Genomic DNA, 18,659 nt, shown 5'->3' on the forward strand with positions numbered 1-18,659 from the left:
AGTTTCGCTTTCGTCGAACTGACGTTAATTTAGTTTAGGACAAGCATCATTAGTGAAACTTGCTGTAGGACATTGTTGCTTTAAACATGGTTGATTGTAGTCGGGATCATTTTCGGGAGCGAGAGGCATTTGTCCAAAAATCATCTCACAACTTAAATCTTCAAAGTTGGGGGTCATGGTGAGGGGAATACCAAACTTCTCAGTAAAAAATGTTTGAGTTGGGACTTTACACATATTGACACACATACCAACACAGCCACTATCCACCAGATAACGACATTTTTTAATATGTACAGCCGAAGGTTGCGATCGCACTGTTCCATCGGCAAGCTTGATCTCAGCTTCAGTGACTTCACAGGGACCCACTAGCCACTCAAATAATTGCGCCGCAAACCACGCATTAAGCACACATACCAGTCTTGTCGGAGAAAAAAATGTGCGAATTGCCCATAGGGCGGGTGCTGGAACTAAAGACTGCAATACTTGCGCTACAAGCACCTGCTGCTCTTGAGCATTGCGTCCTTGCATAATTTGTTTCGATAAATCAACAAAGCCATCATAGCCGTCAATATTGGTTCCCTTGCCCAAAGCTTGGGCCATCTTGCGAGAAAACAGCCCAATGAATAAGCGATCGATCAAATTATCGTTATATTCATCTTTAGCAATAGGCGCAATAGGTTGTACGGCTTTAGACTGCATAGATCCCTTTAAATCAGACTACCAAGATTTACTATAGCGATCTTAACTGAATTTTCAATCACGCAGTACTTTGAGTTGTGATTAATTAGGTTTAATTAAATATAAAACCAAAGTCAAAATCTATGACACACGCTAAGTATATGCTACAGGTTTTGACTCTAGCTTAAGCGATCGCTTAAGCTTCTTGGGGATTAATCACCAACACCCGCACTTTAGAATTAGTGGTAGCAATATCAGAATCTACAGGATCGTTCTGATTTTGTTTTAAATCAAGCTTTAATCCTAGAAAACCTAAAGATTGACAAATAAGTTCGCGGACGATCTCCGAATTCTCACTTAATTCCGATGTAAATACGATCGCATCCATACCACCTAAACTCATAAGCATAGAGCCAAGGCAAGAACGTAAACGATGAAGGTAAATATCTAGGGCTTGTTTTGCTCTAGAGTTATCAGTGTCAATCGCAGATCCAACCGACTTTGGATTATCTGATTTTGTAGAAGGGGAAACTAAACTCGATTCTTTGTCTACTTCTTGCTTGGATGCATCATTAGGGATATGTGGTTTTTCGTTGGTATTCCTCAAGAGAAAAGATATGAGGAATATATCGTTTTTACAGATGGATATTCCTTGGAAAATGATCTTTACATTGAGTCGCAATTTAGTCAGTTATTAGACAAAAAAGAAATTATAGATTTTTATAAGCTGATTAAAGAACTCTCGATTTGGTTTGCCTTTGAAGTTAATCGTTATATAGAGACTGGTTCTTCACAATGCAATTTTGATTTGTATAAAATATGTCCAAATAATGTTCTAGATAGTGATTTCAAACAAAAAATAAATTTTGTTGATCCACCACAAGAACTCGTAGACAAAATTTATAGTGACTACACTAGAGCTTTACGAGGAAAAAACTTATTTCAAGCTCTATTAAAATTTCTTTCTACTCAAAAACATTCTAATTTAGGACGCGAAAATCTTCTGGAATTGGGAGCAAGATTTAATAATCCAAGAATAGAATTACTTGTTAGTAAAATTGTTCAGAAGTTTCAAGAGTGTAGTTAACCATTTAATGCTTGCTTGTATCCTATAAAGTATAGTTTCAGTTTCACATCCTACCATTCAAAACTTGTTCAGCCGTTAAGTTCAAATTTGGAAATGTGGGCGAAGCGATCGCATCATTACCGCGAAACAAATTAATTTCATATTCTCCATCTACCAATGTACAGATCGAGAGAGTAGGTTGCTTAGGCTTGCCAATATGTCGAATCCCACCCAAACCTAAATAATCGGCAATCCAATATTCAGGAATACCTAAAGCCGCGTAATCCTCAACCTTACGCGCATAATCGTTTTGCCAATTACCACTCACAACTTCTGCAATAAACTTGATTGAGCTACCCATTGTGATGATCGATTGTTCTTGCCAGAGCAGTTCTTTTGCAACTTCTGTTCGATCTACAACCATCACATCAGAACGAAAAGCCGTCATACTGGCACTAGAGGGACGAAACAAGCCCCTTTGCAACACAAACCAAGGCAAACCTAAGTGATCGATCTGCACACAGATTTTTGCTGTGATCAAAGCCGCAACTTCCTCATGCTGCCCCGTTGGTTCCAAATTGAAAACCTCTCCATCAATCAATTCGTAGCGATTATCCCCACCATAACGGGCAATAAACTCATCTAGGCTGACAGGTTGATGCTGTACTTGTGCGATCGCAAGGGTCATAGGTCATCTAGCCCCAATTAGTATTTTCAGCTTACCAAATTTTAGCTGTGACTAATACTTTATGGCAAAACTTGCAATGATTAAGTAAACAGAAAAATTTGCAGACTAGTCTGGTAACTATTTCAAAAACACAATGCGTATCCTATCCCGCAACACATTGCGAGACTTTTGGGAATCTCATCCAGATGCCGAAGAAGCCCTGAAGACTTGGTATTACGAAGCATCCCATGCCAATTGGCAAAGTCCAGCCGATATAAAAGCTAATCATCGTAACGCCAGCATCATTGCCAATAATCGCGTGGTTTTTAATATCAAAGGCAACAGCTATCGGCTAATTGTGGCAATTCGCTATGATATTGGTATTGTGTTTATCAAGTTTATTGGCACTCATGCCGAATATGACAGAGTAGATGCAGCAACAATTTAGTAGTTACTCTAATGAAGGTAAACCTATGGAACTACGACCCATTAGGACTAAAGCAGATTATCAACAAGTCTTACAAGAGATTGAATTATTATTCGATGCTGCACCAAATAGCCCTGAATGCGATCGCCTAGATATTCTTAGCACCTTAGCGGAATCCTATGAAAGATTACACTTTCCCATAGAACTTCCCGATCCGATTGAAGCAATCAGTTACTACATGGATGCGCGTGGATGGTCACACCATGACTTGGAATCTTGTCTTGGGAGTCGAGTTAGTTCGACTGAGATATTAGCGCGTAAGTTTTCTCTAACCCTAGAAATGATCAGAAAGCTACATAAAGAACTTGGAGTTCCCGCTGAGATTCTGATTCAGCCTTACCAATCATTACAAACTTCTGCCTAAGTAATTATTGCAGTTAAGATATTTTGATGAATCTTATGAGCAAACTATGGCAATTTCCTTAACAGCTACATCTTGCCAGAGCTAACAGGAGGCGCAAACGATGTCAAAATAGTAGATCGATTCTACTGGAGAAAGATTAGGTGTCGGACAAATTTGATTACGATTTGATCATTATTGGTGCTGGCGTTGGCGGACATGGCGCAGCCCTCCATGCTGTCGCTTGTGGCTTAAAAACAGCGATCGTCGAAGATGGCGTAATGGGCGGAACCTGCGTTAATCGTGGCTGCATCCCCTCCAAGGCATTACTAGCGGCTTCGGGACGGGTACGCGAAATGCGGGCAAAGTCTCACCTAAAGGCGCTAGGTATTGATGTGGGTGAAGTGAATTTCGATCGCGGGGCGATCGCTAGTCATGCCGATAACTTAGTACTGAAATTGCGCGGTGACTTGACCAATAGCCTCAAACGATTAGGCGTAGATATTTTGGAAGGTCGTGGTCGTGTCGCAGGTGTACAGAAAGTTAGCGTCGGCAGTAAGACTTACACCGCTAAAGACATTATTCTCGCCACTGGTTCCGAGCCATTTGTGCCACGCGGCATTGAAATCGATGGCAAAACTGTCTACACCAGCGATCAGGCTGTGCGTCTAGAAACCTTGCCCCAATGGGTAGCGATTATCGGTAGTGGTTACATCGGGCTAGAATTTGCCGATGTCTATACGGCGCTGGGTTCAGAAGTAACGATGATCGAAGCATTAGATATTTTGATGCCCGGATTTGATCCTGATATTGCCAAGATCGCGGAGCGTGTACTTCTCAAACCTCGCGATATTGAAACGAGAACGGGTGTATTCGCTACCAAGATTACCGCAGGTGCTCCCGTCAAGATTGAACTTACCGATGCCAAAACGAAGAAGGTAGTGGAAGTTCTGGAAGTGGATGCTTGCTTGGTTGCCACAGGAAGGATTCCGCTCACTAAGGATCTTGGTTTAGAAAGTGTAGGTATTGCGCCTAATCAGCGAGGATTCATTGATGTGGATGACACGATGGCAACTTCCGTTCCCCATCTTTGGGCGATCGGTGATGCGACGGGCAAGATGATGCTAGCTCATGCAGCTTCAGCGCAGGGTATTGTCGCTGTTGAGAATATGTGTGGTCGTACTTCTACAGTTGACTATCAAAGCATCCCTGCGGCGGCGTTTACTCATCCTGAAGTTAGCTTTGTCGGCTTGACGGAACCACAGGCTAAGGAAAAAGGTGCGACGGAAGGCTTTAAGGTTGCTACAGCGAAGTCATACTTTAAGGGTAATTCCAAGGCGATCGCAGAGGGAGAAACTGAGGGGCTAGCCAAGATTGTTTACCGTGAAGATACGGGCGAACTTTTGGGCGTGCATATCATTGGTATCCATGCTTCGGACTTGATTCATGAGGCTTCGGCGGCTATACGCGATCGCCAAACGGTGCAGAAGTTAGCGACGATTGTTCATGCTCACCCAACGCTCAGCGAAGTCTTGGATGAAGCTTACAAACGCGCCGCACACATTTAACTAAAAAAGCATCCCGATGGGGTGCTTTTTTATGTCTATTAGCGATCGCCTAATTTCTTGAATTGTATTTATTTGTACCAAAACACAAAATGGTTACACCATTTTGTGTTTTGAAAACCATTACTGGGTTTGGCATTTAATCCATAAAAGTATTGCCTCACGTTCGTGAATTGATATTAAGTAGCTCAACACCAGAAGCTTCCATCCTGCGTAGTGAGAGGGACAGCTTAGCGATCGCACTTTGTATCCAAACCCTTTGCCTGTAGGGAGAACCGCACTTAAAAAGTAAGGATCTCCTGCTCCTCATAGCTTTGCAACTATTTCATAATAGTGCTGTGAACGAAAGCGAAGTACACAACATCAAATTCTTTTTCTACTTCCTAACGTTCATTGTTAATTCATTGTTGTTTTGAAATAGTTCAAGGTGATATTTATGTTAGTACGTTGGCAACCTTTCCAAGAAATGGAAGAAGTGCGTCGTCAATTTGATCGCTTATTTCGCGAATTTGCTCCATTAGATCAAGAAACAGCAAAAGGCGGATGGGTTCCCGCTAGTGAACTACGTGACGATGGCGACTACTTAACTCTAAGACTCGCGCTTCCTGAAATCGAAGCCAAAGATCTCGATATCCAAGTAACTAAGGATTCTCTCTCAATTTCTGGCGAACGTCATATTCAACGCAAGGAAGAATCCGAGAAAGGCTACTACTGGAGTGAAATGAGCTACGGCAAGTTCCGTCGTGTCTTTGCTTTACCTGTAGCGATCGAAAACGAACAAGTGAAAGCCGAATACACCAATGGCATCCTTACGCTGACTTTGCCTAAAGCTAATGAAGTCAAAGCTTTTAAAGTCAACGTTGCAGCCGAGTTACCTGCTTCCTAATTAATACCAAAACACAAAATGGCATAGCCATTTTGTGTTTTTTAACCCTTACTGGGTCTAGCTTTTAATTCCTACAAGTGGACAGCACTTTCGTAAGTTGGCATAACATAATGGTCTGCGATAAACACCATTTGTTTGATTCTTCATCCCAAGTTCTGTCAGAATGTAACATAGCAGATTTGAGATCAGCCCAGACTGATGATCTCAAATCTGCTATAAATTTATATTGAGGTTTTCAAGTTTTGATTACAACTACACCGTCAAGCTTTGTCACCTCCGATTTCCCAGCTATTTGCGGAAATGAAGACGTAATTCAACGCGCTGTGCAAGATGATGCACCTATATTTTTAAACGATAATAACTTGCGTCTTGAAGAGATTAGCGCAGCCTTTGCCTGTGCATTACATATGCATCAACCGACAATTCCCGCAGGTGCAAATGGAGCGTTAATTTGTAACTTGCAAAATATGTTTGAACATCAAGGCGAAGGTGATAATCACAACGCTTCGGTGTTTGCTTGGTGCTATAGCCGCATGGGAGACTTTATCCCGCAATTAGTGGCGCAAGGCAGCAATCCTCGGATTATGCTGGACTATTCAGGAAATTTGCTCTGGGGATTACAGCAGATGCAACGCCATGACATTTTGGACAATCTCAAACGCATTACCTGCGATCGCCAATATCAGCCCTATGTGGAATGGCTTGGCACAATGTGGAGTCACGCAGTGATTCCATCAACACCAATTCCCGATGTGAAACTGCATATTCAAGCATGGCAAAGTCATTTTGCTTCCATTTTTGGCATTGACGCTCTAAAGCGAGTTAAAGGTTTCTCGCCCCCAGAAATGCACCTTCCCAATCATCCCGACACTTTGTATGAATATATCAAAGCCCTTAAGGAATGCGGCTATCGATGGTTGATGGTTCAAGAACATTCCGTAGAGCGTATGGATGGCTCAGGGCTAACTCAAGATCAGAAATATTTGCCAAATCGTTTAGTGGCGATGAATTCCCAAGGCGAATCGATTAGTATCACCGCTTTGATTAAAACCCAAGGCTCAGATACGAAACTAGTCGCCCAAATGCAGCCTTATCATGAGGCAAAAAGTCGGAACAAACAGATGCTTGGTAATATTGCTGTGCCTTCGTTAGTTTCGCAAATTGCCGATGGCGAGAATGGCGGCGTAATGATGAATGAGTTTCCCCGTGACTATCCATTGGTATGGGATCAACTGAAGAATAATGGTCGTGGCAGTTCGGGCGTTGTGGGCTTAAATGGAACCGAATATCTAGAAATGATTGAGGCGGCTGGAGTCAGTCCCCTTGACTACCCGACGATTCAAGCGGTGCAACAGCATAAGGTTTGGAATAAGATTGAACAAAGCGGCGATCGCCATAGTCTTAATACAGCCGACATTGAACAAGTGATTATTGAACTCAAAGCAAGTGACCATCAATTCCATATGGATGGTGCATCATGGACAAATAGCATGAGTTGGGTACATGGCTATGAAAACGTGTTGGAGCCGATGAATAAACTCAGTGCCAAGTTCCATGAAAAATATGATGTGCTTGTAGCACAAGATCCCTCAGTTACTAAGCGATCGGACTATCAGCAAGCTCTGCTTTACAATCTCTTAGTTCAAACCAGTTGCTTCCGTTATTGGGGACAAGGAACTTGGACAGACTATGCTCGCGAACTCTATCGTCGTGGTGAAGCTTTGTAATTCATCGCTCTTAGCGATCAATTAAGAAGATTTTTGAAAGCTTTGCTTCACAACGCTTTCAAAAATCTTCTTGTGATTCATTATGATTGGTAATTGCTATGAAGTTGGCACTATAGCATTGTAAGTTTTGCTCAGGACATAAAACCCAAAAGATGAGTGGCGGCGCAAAGCGCCGCCACTCATCTTTTGGGTTTTGATTTGTCCTAGCTATCTCTTGCATTGCTATATTAACGTCAGTTCGACGAAAGCGAAAAATGGTAAGAATCGCTGAGCGATTCTTACCATTTTTCGCCATTTGCGGCGTGCAAAGCACGACACAAATGATGGCTATATCGAACTGACATTAAAAGATGATTTGGAGACCAAATCCCTGCATATTGATTGTAGGGGCTTGGTCTCCAAGCCCAATTCTCAGAGATCCACGTAACATCAGTTAGTAAATCTATGCTTACCATAGATTGTAATGCTAATCACACAGAGTAAAGGAGTCAACCAATCACCCCATAGGACGTATAGAGTTTTAGTATCTCTTAAATAAACTGTTTCCAAATGCGTTTCATAGGTATTTACATCAGATAGCCAAATCGTGCGCCCATTGGGATCGACAAAGCCCGAATAGCCCGTATTAGTTGCTCTCACTGCCCAGCGATCGCTTTCGATCGCTCTAGCCACATCTTGAGCATGATGTTGTGCCGACATATAGGAGGCAAAATGAGCATTATTGGAAGCAGAGAGAATTAATTTGCCACCTGCGGCAGTTTGGAAACGGAAAGTAGCAGGATAGGCAGATTCATAGCAAATCGCTACAATGAAGCGTCCCCAAGGTGTATCGACTAATTGTTCACTAGAGCCTGCATCCACTTCACCCCGCAATGGCGATAAGCGCCTAATTAGATTTCCTAAAATTGGTTTAAAGGGAATATATTCACCCACTGGCACAAGCCGAACTTTATCGTATTGACTGAGAATCTTGCCAGAACCATCAATCAGAAACAGACTATTTGTATAATTATTTGGGTCTTCCGCATTGGGATTACGAGTTGTACCAAATCCGCCTAGCCATACTGGAACTCGATATTTCTCCACCGCGCGATCAAAGGGTTCTCGACGAGGATCGTAATTAGGATAAAGAAAAGAAATCGCAGTTTCAGGGGTGACTATCATTTCTGCTCCTGACTGAGCTAGTTTTTCATAGCCTTTGGTATAGTTGTTAACCGCAATTTCCCATCCTTTCGGCTTTACAGTCAGAGCATTTGGGAAGTTGCCTTGAATAATCCCTGCTTTGATCGCTTGTCCATTACTGCTTGCCATGCGATCGCCTTGCATTTCCCATGCACCATAACCCGCGATCGCAATCAAGAGAGCAATGGCTGCGATCACACAGCGCCGTTTATCTGCCCAAGTTCTCTGCAAGAGAATTTCCGCAAATAATCCATTAATTGTCACGATCGCTGAAGTCATAGTCTGTTGTCCAGAAATCCGACTAATTTGTAACAGCAGCAAATCATGGGGGCTTTGGGTGTAACCCAGTGCTGTCCAATAAAGTGGACCCCAACTCCACACAATTTCTAATCCACTAAACATCGCACAGGCAATAATTACCCGACTAGTTACATTGAGATTCTGCGTAAAGAGAGACATTCCCCCAGCCCATAATCCCGATAATACCGCTCCCCAAGCTGTAATCAGCAACCAAACCAATGTGGCAATCCAAAAACTCGTCCACCAAGGTACACCCATCCATTCCATCGGATGCACACTCGTAATCCAAAACAGAGCCATTCCATGATAGCAAAATCCCCACATCGCTCCCATAGCGATCGCATCTTTGACTTTTAACCTTTGAGAAAGCATCCAAAGGGGAATCAACGCGATCCATGCTAGCCACCATTGACTAAATGGATCTGGGGTGAGTCCCATCATCACACCACCAAAAGCGGCAAATAGGATATTGCGTAAATTTCGCATAGAAGCGCCAAAAAACCTTTGTATTATGATGTAGTCAGTAAGTATGGCTAAAAATAGTTCCCAAACTAAAATCTAGCATAAAAGATCTTTATGAAACTGACTATACTCTAAACGGCTATAGAACCCATTTGGTATCTTAGGAAGTCTTAGCAATCCGTCTAACCATAAGCCTGATAAAGCAAAGATGGATTCTCACATTAGCCTTATCTAAAGTTCTATCAAAGTTTTTGAACGGTCTTTTACAACACTCCATCCAAGTATTGGAAGATTCTACAATCCAACGCATAGGAATGAACAAAAACTCAGATATGCCCAGAGAAGCTTTTTCCTGCTTATACCAATTCACAGTAGTCGATATTTTGAGCAAACATTTCAGTCAAAGCCTAGCTTGTCCTCTCACCTGCTCAGGACTTGAGACTTAATAAAATACCAAATATAAAACCAGAATCAGTGGGGCGGCTCCGCCGCCCCACTGATTCTGGAAAATCTGGATTGGCATTTTATTTTCTTGCAAGCCCCTTCATGCAATGCAGTCTTGATTTCCCTCAGTACTCCTGACTCTCGCCATTGCTTGTAGGCTGAGAAGGATCTTGGTCGTTGTATATAAGTAGCTAGATATCCTTGATTGTGTCAACAAAATGGAAAAATCTTTTTTTGGCAATGCGATCGCTAAAATCAACAACAGAAATAAATTACAAACCTGAAAATTAGCCCTGTCTTTGCGCGAGACATCACAAAAAATGTCATCGCAGCAGTAAAAAAATTTTGCTTGACAGAGAATAAATTGGTGACGGTTTTTCGGTATCATAAGCATCAGATTAAAGTAAAAAGTTAAATTTATATAAAGGGCGACAAGAAGTGACTATCAGGGTAGCGATTAATGGATTTGGACGCATCGGACGTAACTTTCTCAGATGTTGGGCTGGTCGCTCAGAAACAAACATAGAATTAGTTGGACTTAACGATACATCCGATCCCAGAACTAACGCTCACTTGCTCAAATACGACTCCATGCTCGGCAAATTTGCTGGCGAAGTTAGTGCTGATGACACCACAATTACTGTCAATGGCAAAACCATCAAAACAGTCTCCGATCGCAATCCTGACAACCTCCCTTGGAAAGATTGGGGTATTGATCTCGTTATTGAATCTACAGGCGTATTCATTGACAAGGTTGGTGCTGGTAGACATATTGGCGCAGGCGCTAAGAAGGTTTTGATTACAGCTCCTGGCAAAAATGAAGATGGGACATTTGTAGTTGGTGTAAACGAAGATAAGTACAATCACGACATTCATCACATCATCAGTAATGCTAGCTGCACCACCAACTGCTTAGCACCTGTAGCTAAAGTCATTCTAGAGAACTTCGGTATTGTTAAGGGCGTGATGACGACTACCCACAGCTACACTGGTGACCAACGTTTGCTAGATGCTAGCCACCGTGATCTTCGTCGTGCAAGAGCCGCAGCTTTGAGCATTGTGCCAACATCAACTGGTGCAGCTAAGGCAGTTGCTCTTGTACTACCTGAACTAGCTGGCAAACTGAATGGGATTGCTTTGCGTGTACCAACTCCTAACGTCTCGGTTGTAGACTTTGTGGTAGAAGTCGAAAAGCACACGATCGCTCAAGAAGTGAACGAAGCATTCCGCGTTGCTGCTGAAGGCCCAATGAAGGGCATTTTGGAATACAACGAATTGCCTCTTGTATCCATTGACTATCGCGGTGTTGATGCATCTTCGATTGTTGACTCCTCTCTGACCATGGTTATGGGCGGCAACATGGTAAAAGTTGTCGCATGGTATGACAACGAGTGGGGCTATAGCCAACGTGTTGTTGATTTAGCCGAAGTTGTAGCTAAGAACTGGAAATAAATTTTTCAAAAAAAGAGGCGGTGCTATGCACCGCCTCTTTTTTTTTGAGTTCACGCAATTTCGCTGATGTATGGATATAGAGCGATGCAGTTAGATTGAGTATTACCAATTGATAAAAATGTTGACAAAAATGTGGTCATAATTTTGTCAATTAAAAACCAAATCCAGTAAGAGTTTTAAAACACAAAATGGCTTAGCCATTTTGTGTTTTGGTATAAAAGTTACATTACATAATCGCAACATAATCGCAAACAATTAAGATTCAGTTGCTATTGTTGTAAAAAACTCCTCGATTCTTTTCAAAAAAATAACAAAGCACTCTTTTCTCATCGGCAATCGCAATGAAAATACCTTCTGCTTTGGTTAATTTCGGAGCGTTCTGTAAACGCAATCATCAGCAATTAGTCGCTGGATTGATTACTTTTTCGTTGTCCTTAGGGATCTTGGGATCAAGGGAAAGTGGAGCTTTTAGGGAAATTGAGCTTTGGGTCTATGACAGTTTGATGCGATCTCAACTCCATGAACCTCAAGATCGTCGTGTGGTCATTGTCGAAATTTCAGAAGCGGATATTCAAGACTTTTCTAAGCTATATGGTGAGCGATGGCCGATTTCAGATCGCTTATTTGCCAAACTGATTAATCAAATTGCCGTAGCCAAACCCGCCGCGATCGGCATTGATAAATATCTAGATTTACCTGTATTAGTAGGTCGTGATGAGTTAGTTGCCGCAATTAAGAATGCAGGAAATGTGGTCAACGCTAAATTTATTGCCACGGTAGCAGGTAGAAGCGGTGTTGATCCTGCAAAAGATCTCGAACAAATTAGCACCCATGGCTATGTAAACTTACCTACGGACAAAGGGGCGCTTGTGAGGCGGGCTTCAATAGTCGGGGATTCAGGTTCTTTTGCCTTTGAAATTGCCAATTTATATTTACAAAAATTACACAACAAAAGCATTGAATTTAATCCCGAAGCAATTCAGTTTAAGGCTGGAAAACAAATTATTCCCAGATTAACGACAAATTATGGGGCATATCGCAAAGAGGATGATAGTGGATATCAAATGATGATTCGCTATCGAGGAAAGGTACGAGCTTTCAAGCATATTCGCGCAACTGACGTACTTGAGGGACGTGTTGCTCCTGAAAAACTACGCGATCGCGCTGTTCTAATTGGTGTAACTGCCGAAAGTACTAAAGACAGCTTTCCTACACCTGTCAATGTTGATGGTGAGGTGATGTATGGAGTCGAAATCCATGCAAATATTGCCAGCCAGTTGATTAGTAGTACTTTAGACGATCGCCGTTTTATTCAAGTATGGTCAAATGAACTCGAAAATATCTGGATTTTATGTTGGGCGATCGCTGGTGGTGCGATGGCAGCATTTATTGCCCATGCTGGTAAAAATATTGGACTTTTAATTATTTTCGCTGGGGGCTTAGTTTGGGTTAGCTATTTTGCTTTTGGTCAGGCTTTGTGGATTCCCTTATTCCCTGCCCTATTAGGTTTAATTTCGGCGAATGTACTTGTGATGGCTTATCAGCTTGCGATTCAACAATCAGAACGCAAAGTGTTGATGGGATTGTTTTCGCGACATGTCTCTAAGGAGTTAGCCGATATTATTTGGTCAAACCGCGAAAAATTTCTGCAAGAGGGACGGATCACTGGACAAGAGGTATATGTAACGGTCTTGTTTACAGATATGCGAAATTTTAGTACGGCGGCGGAGGCTCAGGCTCCTGGGGAGACCCTTAACTGGCTCAATAATTATTTGGGTACGATCGCAAACGAAGTTTTAGCCTATGGAGGGATGGTCGATAAGTATATTGGTGATGCGGTGATGGCAGTATTTGGTGTACCGATTCCCCATAGCAATGAAGTTGAGCGTACCCGTGATGCTCAATCTGCTGTTGCTGCGTCTTTAGCGATCGCCCGTAAATTAGCAGAAATGAATGATATATGGGTCGCCCAAGGATTACCTCCTGTCTCGACAGGAATTGGCATTAACTCTGGGCTAGTGATTGCAGGAAGTTTAGGAAGTTCGGAGCGCCTTGAATATTCTGTATTAGGAGATGCGGTTAACGTTGCGTCACGTCTAGAAAGCTTTAATAAAGAGGTTGATGGTGGGCCCCATCACATCTTAATTAGTGAAGAAACACATCGGCGCTTAGATAATAATTTTCAGACTGAGTTTGTAGGTAAATTTGCTCTCAAAGGAAAAACCCAAGAAACAGGAATTTATCGCGTGTTGGATATCCACAAGAAAAACAATCAACTTAGTCCCACAGGCTTGACTGAAAATAAATAAATGGCGGCGCTTCGCGCCGCCATTTGTACCTCGCTAGACAAATCAAAACCCAAATAGAGTGAGGCGGCGCGAAGCGCCGCCTCACTCTATTTGGGTTTTATGTCCTACCAAGAATGGCGACAGCTTATAATTTATTTTTTAGTTAACACTTTAACTGGTGTTGATGTGGTTGTTGACAAATCCGTTAATACTGGAGATTTGTCTGTTGACTTAGCCTGAGGTTTAACTTCTGAGGTTTCCTTGGTGTCAGGAGAACTAGATTCGGGCTTTGTCTCTTCAGTTTTGGCTGGGAAAAAATTACGTGGATCAAAGTTGCTGAAATTTTTGAACACATCATTGGGAGCAGCAGTTGGCTTGAATACCTTAGGCTCCTTTTCAGGTAAGACATCCTTGACTGGCTCGGATTTTGGAACTACCTGAATTGTATTTTTCGCGGACTCCTTAGAATTCACTGGAGGAGCTACTACTTTAGGCGCGATCGCCTTGGTTGGCACGACAACAGGTGCGGTTTTCACCTTGACTGTTGGTGTTACTGGCTTCGCGGGTTCTACCACTACAGGAACAGGAGCAGCTTTGACTTTGAGCGGTGTAACTTTGGCAGGTTCAGCAACTGGTGCAACCTTAACGGGGACAACCTTAGTGATCACTGGAGCAGTAACTGGTGCAACCTTGACTGGTTCTACAACAGGGGTAGATTTGCTCTTAATGGGTTCAGTAATTGGTGCTGATTTTGGTGCAATAGGGGCGATCGCTTCGGGAGTTGTTTTGATTGGTGCAACAGGAACTGGAACTACAGGAACTGGTGCAACAGGAATCACAGGTACTACTGAAGGCTTAATCTCTTCCTTGATTGCGGATGCAGGGCTAGGAGCTATAGCTTTAGGTGTCTCTGCGGGCTTTTCTGTAGGAGTAATAGCGGCAGGTTCTGGACTTGCCGACTCGACAGGTGCAGGTGTTACTTCAGGGGCAGGTGGCACATAGTCGGGATTGACGATCGCCTCAATATTTGCAATCTTTTCGCCACTGACTAGACGCGCTAGGGTATCAGTACCATTGGGTTGATAGTTAATCAAATGAGCAGTGCTATTAAACACATTGGCGATCGCATCGCCATCTGGCTCTAGTAATTCCAGTTTTACCCAGTTTTGTCCTGTTTTAAAACCTTTGAGATAGATTGGCTCCCAGCGATCAAAGGTAAAACTTTTTCCGTCAATGGTGGCGCGAACTTGCCAGTCATCGATCGCTTCCTCCTCTTTGCCAAGCAAATGTAAAGGTGCATTTTGCAGATAAAAATCAAGCATGATCGGCTCAGCCCCATAGGTTCCCACAGGACGACTGTAGGTAAGCAAAGGGGTTTTGGGTTCTGGCGTATTTTCACCTGTCTTGGTCAAGACATGGAAAGTAGTCTGGGCATATGCCCCCTGATTTTTGAAGCTTTCATGCCAAGGACGGGAAGCAAAGGCGCGAATTGTATGGGTTCCTGCGCTGAGATGATCAAATGTTGCGGTTTGATTGAGATCGTAAACTGCTTTGTATTCTTGGTTATCCAAAGTCACATGGATATGGGGACCCAAGCCAAAATCAGCATTTTTGAAAATCGGTAAATCTTTTACATCAAATTTGACTGACACTTGGGTATCGTTTAGCTCTTCATCAGGTTTGGGGCTAACGATGCTGACCTGTGGTGTATAGCGCTCAAGCAGGCGTCCGAGGCGTTGAATTTCAGTAGGTGGCGAAACTTCGGTGATATTGATGTTAGGAGCTACTGTTTTAGTCGGGGCTTTACTAACTGATTTATTATCACCTCCGCAAGCTGTGAGGTAAAAGCACAGGGCGATCGCCATCAGCAAACTGGATAACTTTTTCCAAGGGATATTTCGCCAATAAGATGAAACTCGCGAAGTCTTTGGCTTGTCTTCGGGTTGGTTAGAGTTTGCGATCGCGCTCATAAAAACTATGCTCAACTCAGATTACACAGGCAAATATACCGAAAAATGAGCGCTTTGCTTGTAAAGAAACCTCATAATTTATAAAGCAATTTGCTAAAGCGTAACCTTAGGCGGCTTTTTGATAAATTGCTTTATGCTAAAAGTTATACTTTTCACGCTCAAAATTGTTTTCATCAATGCAAGTACGTCGCCAATCTGAAACCGCTAGAAACAAAGGCTATGCGATCTCCGCGCTCACTGATGCGCCTCAAAATATCCTAGAAAAAATTGTCTGGCAGAAAGAGCGTGAGGTTGCCCAGATGTATGTCAATGCATCCCTAGATGTTGTGAAATCTCAAGTTGCGAATGTTCAGCCCCCGCGAGATTTTTATGGCAGATTAGAAAATTCACGCACCAAACCAGCATTGATTGCTGAAGTTAAAAAAGCCTCTCCTAGCAAAGGTGTCTTTCGTGAAGATTTTGATCCTCAAGCGATCGCTAGAGCCTACGAAATTGGTGGCGCAAGTTGTCTCTCAGTATTAACAGACTCAGAATTTTTTCAAGGTGGATTCCAGAATCTGCAATTAGTCCGCCAAGTCGTTGATTTACCTTTACTTTGCAAAGAATTTATTATTGACCCCTATCAAATCTATTGGGGGCGATCGCATGGCGCGGATGCCGTCCTATTAATAGCTGCAATTCTCACTGATGCCGAGTTAACCGAATTGCAAGCATTGATTCACCAATTAGGGATGGCGGCTCTAGTTGAAGTGCATACGCAAGCGGAATTAGATCGGGTTTTACAAATTCCTGATGTGCGCTTAATCGGAATTAACAACCGCAATCTAGAAAACTTTGTGGTCGAGCTTGAGCAGACCAAAGTTTTGATGGATAGACTAGATCCAGAAACTAGAAATAAGTATCTCTGGGTCAGTGAATCTGGTATTTATACTCGTCAAGATTTAGATTTTGTTCAAAGTTGTGGTGCAAGTGCTGTATTGGTAGGTGAATCTTTAATTAAGCAAGAAAATATTGAAGAGGCTGTTAATAACTTGCTAAAACAATCTTAAATATTTTATATATCCAGACGGTAAAAACAATGAAGCAATTAACAAAGCATGAGCAATTTAATTTGTTCAAACAACTTACAATACCTTTGCAAACCTCATACAGAGCAATAGACTTGTTCGCAGGCATAGGTGGCATAAGGTTAGGTTTTCAGCAAGTATTTGAGAATCAAATAGAATTTGTTTTTGCTTCTGAAATTGATAAATACGCTCGAATAACTTACGAAAATAACTTTGGTGATATCCCTCATGGTGATATTACTAAAGTTGATCCTCAAGACATCCCAGCATTTGATTTTTTATTAGCTGGTTTTCCTTGTCAACCTTTTTCCCACGCAGGACTGAAGAAAGGGTTTGATGATATAAGAGGTACTTTATTTTTTGATATTGCAAAAATTGTAGAGTTTCATCATCCAAAAGTTGTTTTTCTTGAAAACGTCAAAGGGTTTAAAAACCATGACCAAGGAAATACATTTGCTGTTGTTAAAAAGACTCTCAATGAGTTTGGATATAAGGTGTTTGCTGAAGTCTTAAATGCAAAAGATTTTGGTGTGCCTCAAAACAGAGAAAGGATTTATATTATTGGTTTTCTCAATCAAGATATTGATTTTACATTTCCTATTGGAGGTAGTAAAGATGTCAAATTAGGCAATATTTTGGAAACTAAAGTTGATAGTAAATATACTATTTCTGATAAATTATGGGAAGGACATCAAAGAAGAAAAGCTGAACATCAAGCAAAAGGTAATGGATTTGGATATTCTTTGTTTAATGATGAATCATCTTATACCAGTACAATTAGTGCTAGATATTACAAAGATGGTTCTGAAATCTTAATTGAACAAAAAAATGAAAATCCACGAAAACTAACACCTAGAGAAGCTGGGAGACTTCAAGGATTTCCTGATGAATTTAAAATTATTGTTAGTGATGTACAGGCATATAAACAATTTGGGAATAGTGTAGCTGTTCCTGTTATTGAACATTTAGCAATTAGCATACTAAATTGCTTAGAATCAGATTAGTAAGTCTCTATTATAAGGCTATTCCAAAAGTCATTGAAAGCACGCCATTGAGAGTAAGGTCTATTATTGCCTTGATACATACCACTATCGAAAAAAATAGTTCCTTTTTTAACAAGTGTTATCCAATCTTCAAAAGTAATTGGTTTTCCAAATTGAATGGCATTATAAATTCCTAAATTATTTTGAAGACACTTGAACCAACCTTTATTATTAAATTTTGACTCAACTCTTTTCTTCATAGAATCATTTCTCCATTGCGCTAAAATCAAATCATTTGTTTGCATATTAGATTCGATAACAATTGATTTATCTGCTCTTAAATCTTGATCGTAACTATAAACTGCAAAAATATTTTTGTCGTTATCAACTATTAACTTTTGCCCATATCGATTAAAGCTATTTATTTTAGGAATAACTTCACCAGACCAAGAATAACGTCCCTTGTCTGGTTTGTATGTCCCAAATATCTGCATAAACCGATCTCTATTTATCCCATTAACTCTAGAATTAAAATATCTAGAATCTTTGAAAATGTAGTAATCTGCTGACCAATCACCAAAAGTTGTTTTCCCAGAAGTAGTTTGATTTTTCATTTCATAACCAAATAAATCTGCTTCAGTTCTGTTGTTAACCTCAATTCCCATCTGACGCTCAAGCCAATGTCCTGATCTACCATCATGGTTTTGATTGCCAATAGATGTATCAGGTTTTTTACCCCTCACATTATTATTAAAACGTCTGATGATTTCCTGTTTACCTTGATCCATTTTATAGCTCATCTAATAGTTCGGATAGACTAATACCCAAGCCATCACTGAGCTTCTTCAAATTTAAGTAGGAGAGATTTCGCTCGGCTCTTTCTAGTAGACTGATATAAGTTCTGTCAAACCCACATTTTTCAGCCAATTTTTCTTGAGACAATCCAAGCGTTTTCCGCTTTTTTTTAATCTGCTCTGCCAGAAGTTTTAGTGTTAACTTTGAGTCATCATCCATAGCTCAAAGCTAAAGTAATGCAGACAAAACGACAACGGACAATCCGTCTCATTTTCATGGTTAAATCATGTTCTTGCCACC

At 41.5% G+C, this 18,659-nt stretch carries 18 protein-coding genes; 10 read left to right on the plus strand and 8 right to left on the minus strand.

Going from position 1 to position 18,659, the window contains the following annotated elements:
* Positions 1-24: 24 nt before the first annotated feature.
* Positions 25-699, minus strand: coding sequence for a DUF4033 domain-containing protein (locus tag VB775_RS00620; RefSeq protein WP_281007459.1), 675 nt, complete (start codon positions 697-699; stop codon positions 25-27).
* A 175-nt stretch (positions 700-874) separates the two neighbouring features.
* Positions 875-1,285, minus strand: coding sequence for a hypothetical protein (locus tag VB775_RS00625; protein ID WP_281007458.1), 411 nt, complete (start codon positions 1,283-1,285; stop codon positions 875-877).
* Here VB775_RS00625 and VB775_RS00630 point away from each other — a divergent pair.
* Entirely contained in the window at positions 1,259-1,765 is a 507-nt protein-coding gene (locus VB775_RS00630; protein WP_281007457.1) for a hypothetical protein, read from the plus strand. The two genes, VB775_RS00625 and VB775_RS00630, sit on opposite strands and share 27 nt — an antisense overlap.
* A 43-nt stretch (positions 1,766-1,808) precedes the next feature.
* Here the strand turns inward: VB775_RS00630 and VB775_RS00635 are convergent, their stop codons facing one another.
* The gene (locus VB775_RS00635) at positions 1,809-2,432 is read right to left on the minus strand and encodes a Uma2 family endonuclease (protein WP_281007456.1); all 624 of its coding nucleotides are present in this window, start codon (positions 2,430-2,432) and stop codon (positions 1,809-1,811) included.
* Between the two features lie 133 nt (positions 2,433-2,565).
* Between VB775_RS00635 and VB775_RS00640 the strand changes: the two genes are divergently transcribed.
* The 5 genes from VB775_RS00640 to VB775_RS00660 all read left to right on the plus strand — a co-directional run bounded on the left by VB775_RS00640 (position 2,566) and on the right by VB775_RS00660 (position 7,416).
* The gene (locus VB775_RS00640) at positions 2,566-2,859 is read left to right on the plus strand and encodes a type II toxin-antitoxin system HigB family toxin (protein ID WP_281007455.1); all 294 of its coding nucleotides are present in this window, start codon (positions 2,566-2,568) and stop codon (positions 2,857-2,859) included.
* Positions 2,860-2,884: 25 nt separating this feature from the next.
* The gene (locus VB775_RS00645; protein ID WP_281007454.1) at positions 2,885-3,262 is read left to right on the plus strand and encodes a helix-turn-helix domain-containing protein; all 378 of its coding nucleotides are present in this window, start codon (positions 2,885-2,887) and stop codon (positions 3,260-3,262) included.
* A gap of 140 nt (positions 3,263-3,402) precedes the next feature.
* Positions 3,403-4,806: a dihydrolipoyl dehydrogenase gene (gene lpdA, locus VB775_RS00650; RefSeq protein WP_281007453.1), complete on the plus strand. Its 1,404-nt coding sequence runs from the start codon at positions 3,403-3,405 to the stop codon at positions 4,804-4,806.
* A gap of 433 nt (positions 4,807-5,239) precedes the next feature.
* Positions 5,240-5,689, plus strand: a complete 450-nt coding sequence (locus tag VB775_RS00655) for an Hsp20/alpha crystallin family protein (protein ID WP_281007452.1) — start codon at positions 5,240-5,242, stop codon at positions 5,687-5,689.
* Between the two features lie 245 nt (positions 5,690-5,934).
* Positions 5,935-7,416: a glycosyl hydrolase family 57 gene (locus tag VB775_RS00660; RefSeq protein WP_407073012.1), complete on the plus strand. Its 1,482-nt coding sequence runs from the start codon at positions 5,935-5,937 to the stop codon at positions 7,414-7,416.
* A gap of 58 nt (positions 7,417-7,474) precedes the next feature.
* Here VB775_RS00660 and VB775_RS00665 read toward each other — a convergent pair whose 3' ends face one another.
* Together VB775_RS00665 and lnt are read right to left on the minus strand one after the other, a co-directional pair.
* The gene (locus VB775_RS00665) at positions 7,475-7,636 is read right to left on the minus strand and encodes a hypothetical protein (RefSeq protein ID WP_281007450.1); all 162 of its coding nucleotides are present in this window, start codon (positions 7,634-7,636) and stop codon (positions 7,475-7,477) included.
* A 209-nt stretch (positions 7,637-7,845) separates the two neighbouring features.
* Positions 7,846-9,384 (minus strand): apolipoprotein N-acyltransferase, encoded by a 1,539-nt coding sequence (gene lnt / locus VB775_RS00670; protein WP_281007449.1) that lies wholly within the window; start codon positions 9,382-9,384, stop codon positions 7,846-7,848.
* Positions 9,385-10,248: 864 nt separating this feature from the next.
* Here lnt and VB775_RS00675 point away from each other — a divergent pair.
* Positions 10,249-11,256: a type I glyceraldehyde-3-phosphate dehydrogenase gene (locus VB775_RS00675; protein ID WP_407073011.1), complete on the plus strand. Its 1,008-nt coding sequence runs from the start codon at positions 10,249-10,251 to the stop codon at positions 11,254-11,256.
* Between the two features lie 341 nt (positions 11,257-11,597).
* Complete coding sequence (locus VB775_RS00680; RefSeq protein ID WP_281007447.1) at positions 11,598-13,565, plus strand: CHASE2 domain-containing protein; 1,968 nt, start codon at positions 11,598-11,600, stop codon at positions 13,563-13,565.
* 131 nt (positions 13,566-13,696) lie between these two features.
* On the opposite strand, the gene VB775_RS00685 is transcribed toward VB775_RS00680, so the two are convergent.
* Positions 13,697-15,514 carry a hypothetical protein gene (locus VB775_RS00685; protein ID WP_281007446.1) on the minus strand — a complete coding sequence of 606 codons (1,818 nt, stop codon included), beginning with the start codon at positions 15,512-15,514 and terminating at the stop codon, positions 13,697-13,699.
* Positions 15,515-15,690: 176 nt separating this feature from the next.
* Between VB775_RS00685 and trpC the strand changes: the two genes are divergently transcribed.
* Positions 15,691-16,563: an indole-3-glycerol phosphate synthase TrpC gene (trpC, locus tag VB775_RS00690; RefSeq protein ID WP_281007445.1), complete on the plus strand. Its 873-nt coding sequence runs from the start codon at positions 15,691-15,693 to the stop codon at positions 16,561-16,563.
* A 29-nt stretch (positions 16,564-16,592) separates the two neighbouring features.
* Complete coding sequence (locus tag VB775_RS00695; RefSeq protein ID WP_281007444.1) at positions 16,593-17,585, plus strand: DNA cytosine methyltransferase; 993 nt, start codon at positions 16,593-16,595, stop codon at positions 17,583-17,585.
* Here the strand turns inward: VB775_RS00695 and VB775_RS00700 are convergent.
* Together VB775_RS00700 and VB775_RS00705 are read right to left on the minus strand one after the other, a co-directional pair.
* On the minus strand, positions 17,582-18,352 hold the full coding sequence (locus VB775_RS00700; protein WP_281007443.1) for an LlaMI family restriction endonuclease: 771 nt from the start codon (positions 18,350-18,352) through the stop codon (positions 17,582-17,584). The genes VB775_RS00695 and VB775_RS00700 overlap by 4 nt on opposite strands.
* A gap of 1 nt (position 18,353) precedes the next feature.
* A complete protein-coding gene (locus VB775_RS00705) occupies positions 18,354-18,578 on the minus strand; it encodes a helix-turn-helix domain-containing protein (protein ID WP_281007442.1) in 225 nt (74 codons plus the stop codon).
* Between the last annotated feature and the right edge of the window lie 81 nt (positions 18,579-18,659).

It is taken from the genome of Pseudanabaena sp. CCNP1317, assembly GCF_034931345.1.
Classification (GTDB): domain Bacteria; phylum Cyanobacteriota; class Cyanobacteriia; order Pseudanabaenales; family Pseudanabaenaceae; genus Pseudanabaena; species Pseudanabaena galeata.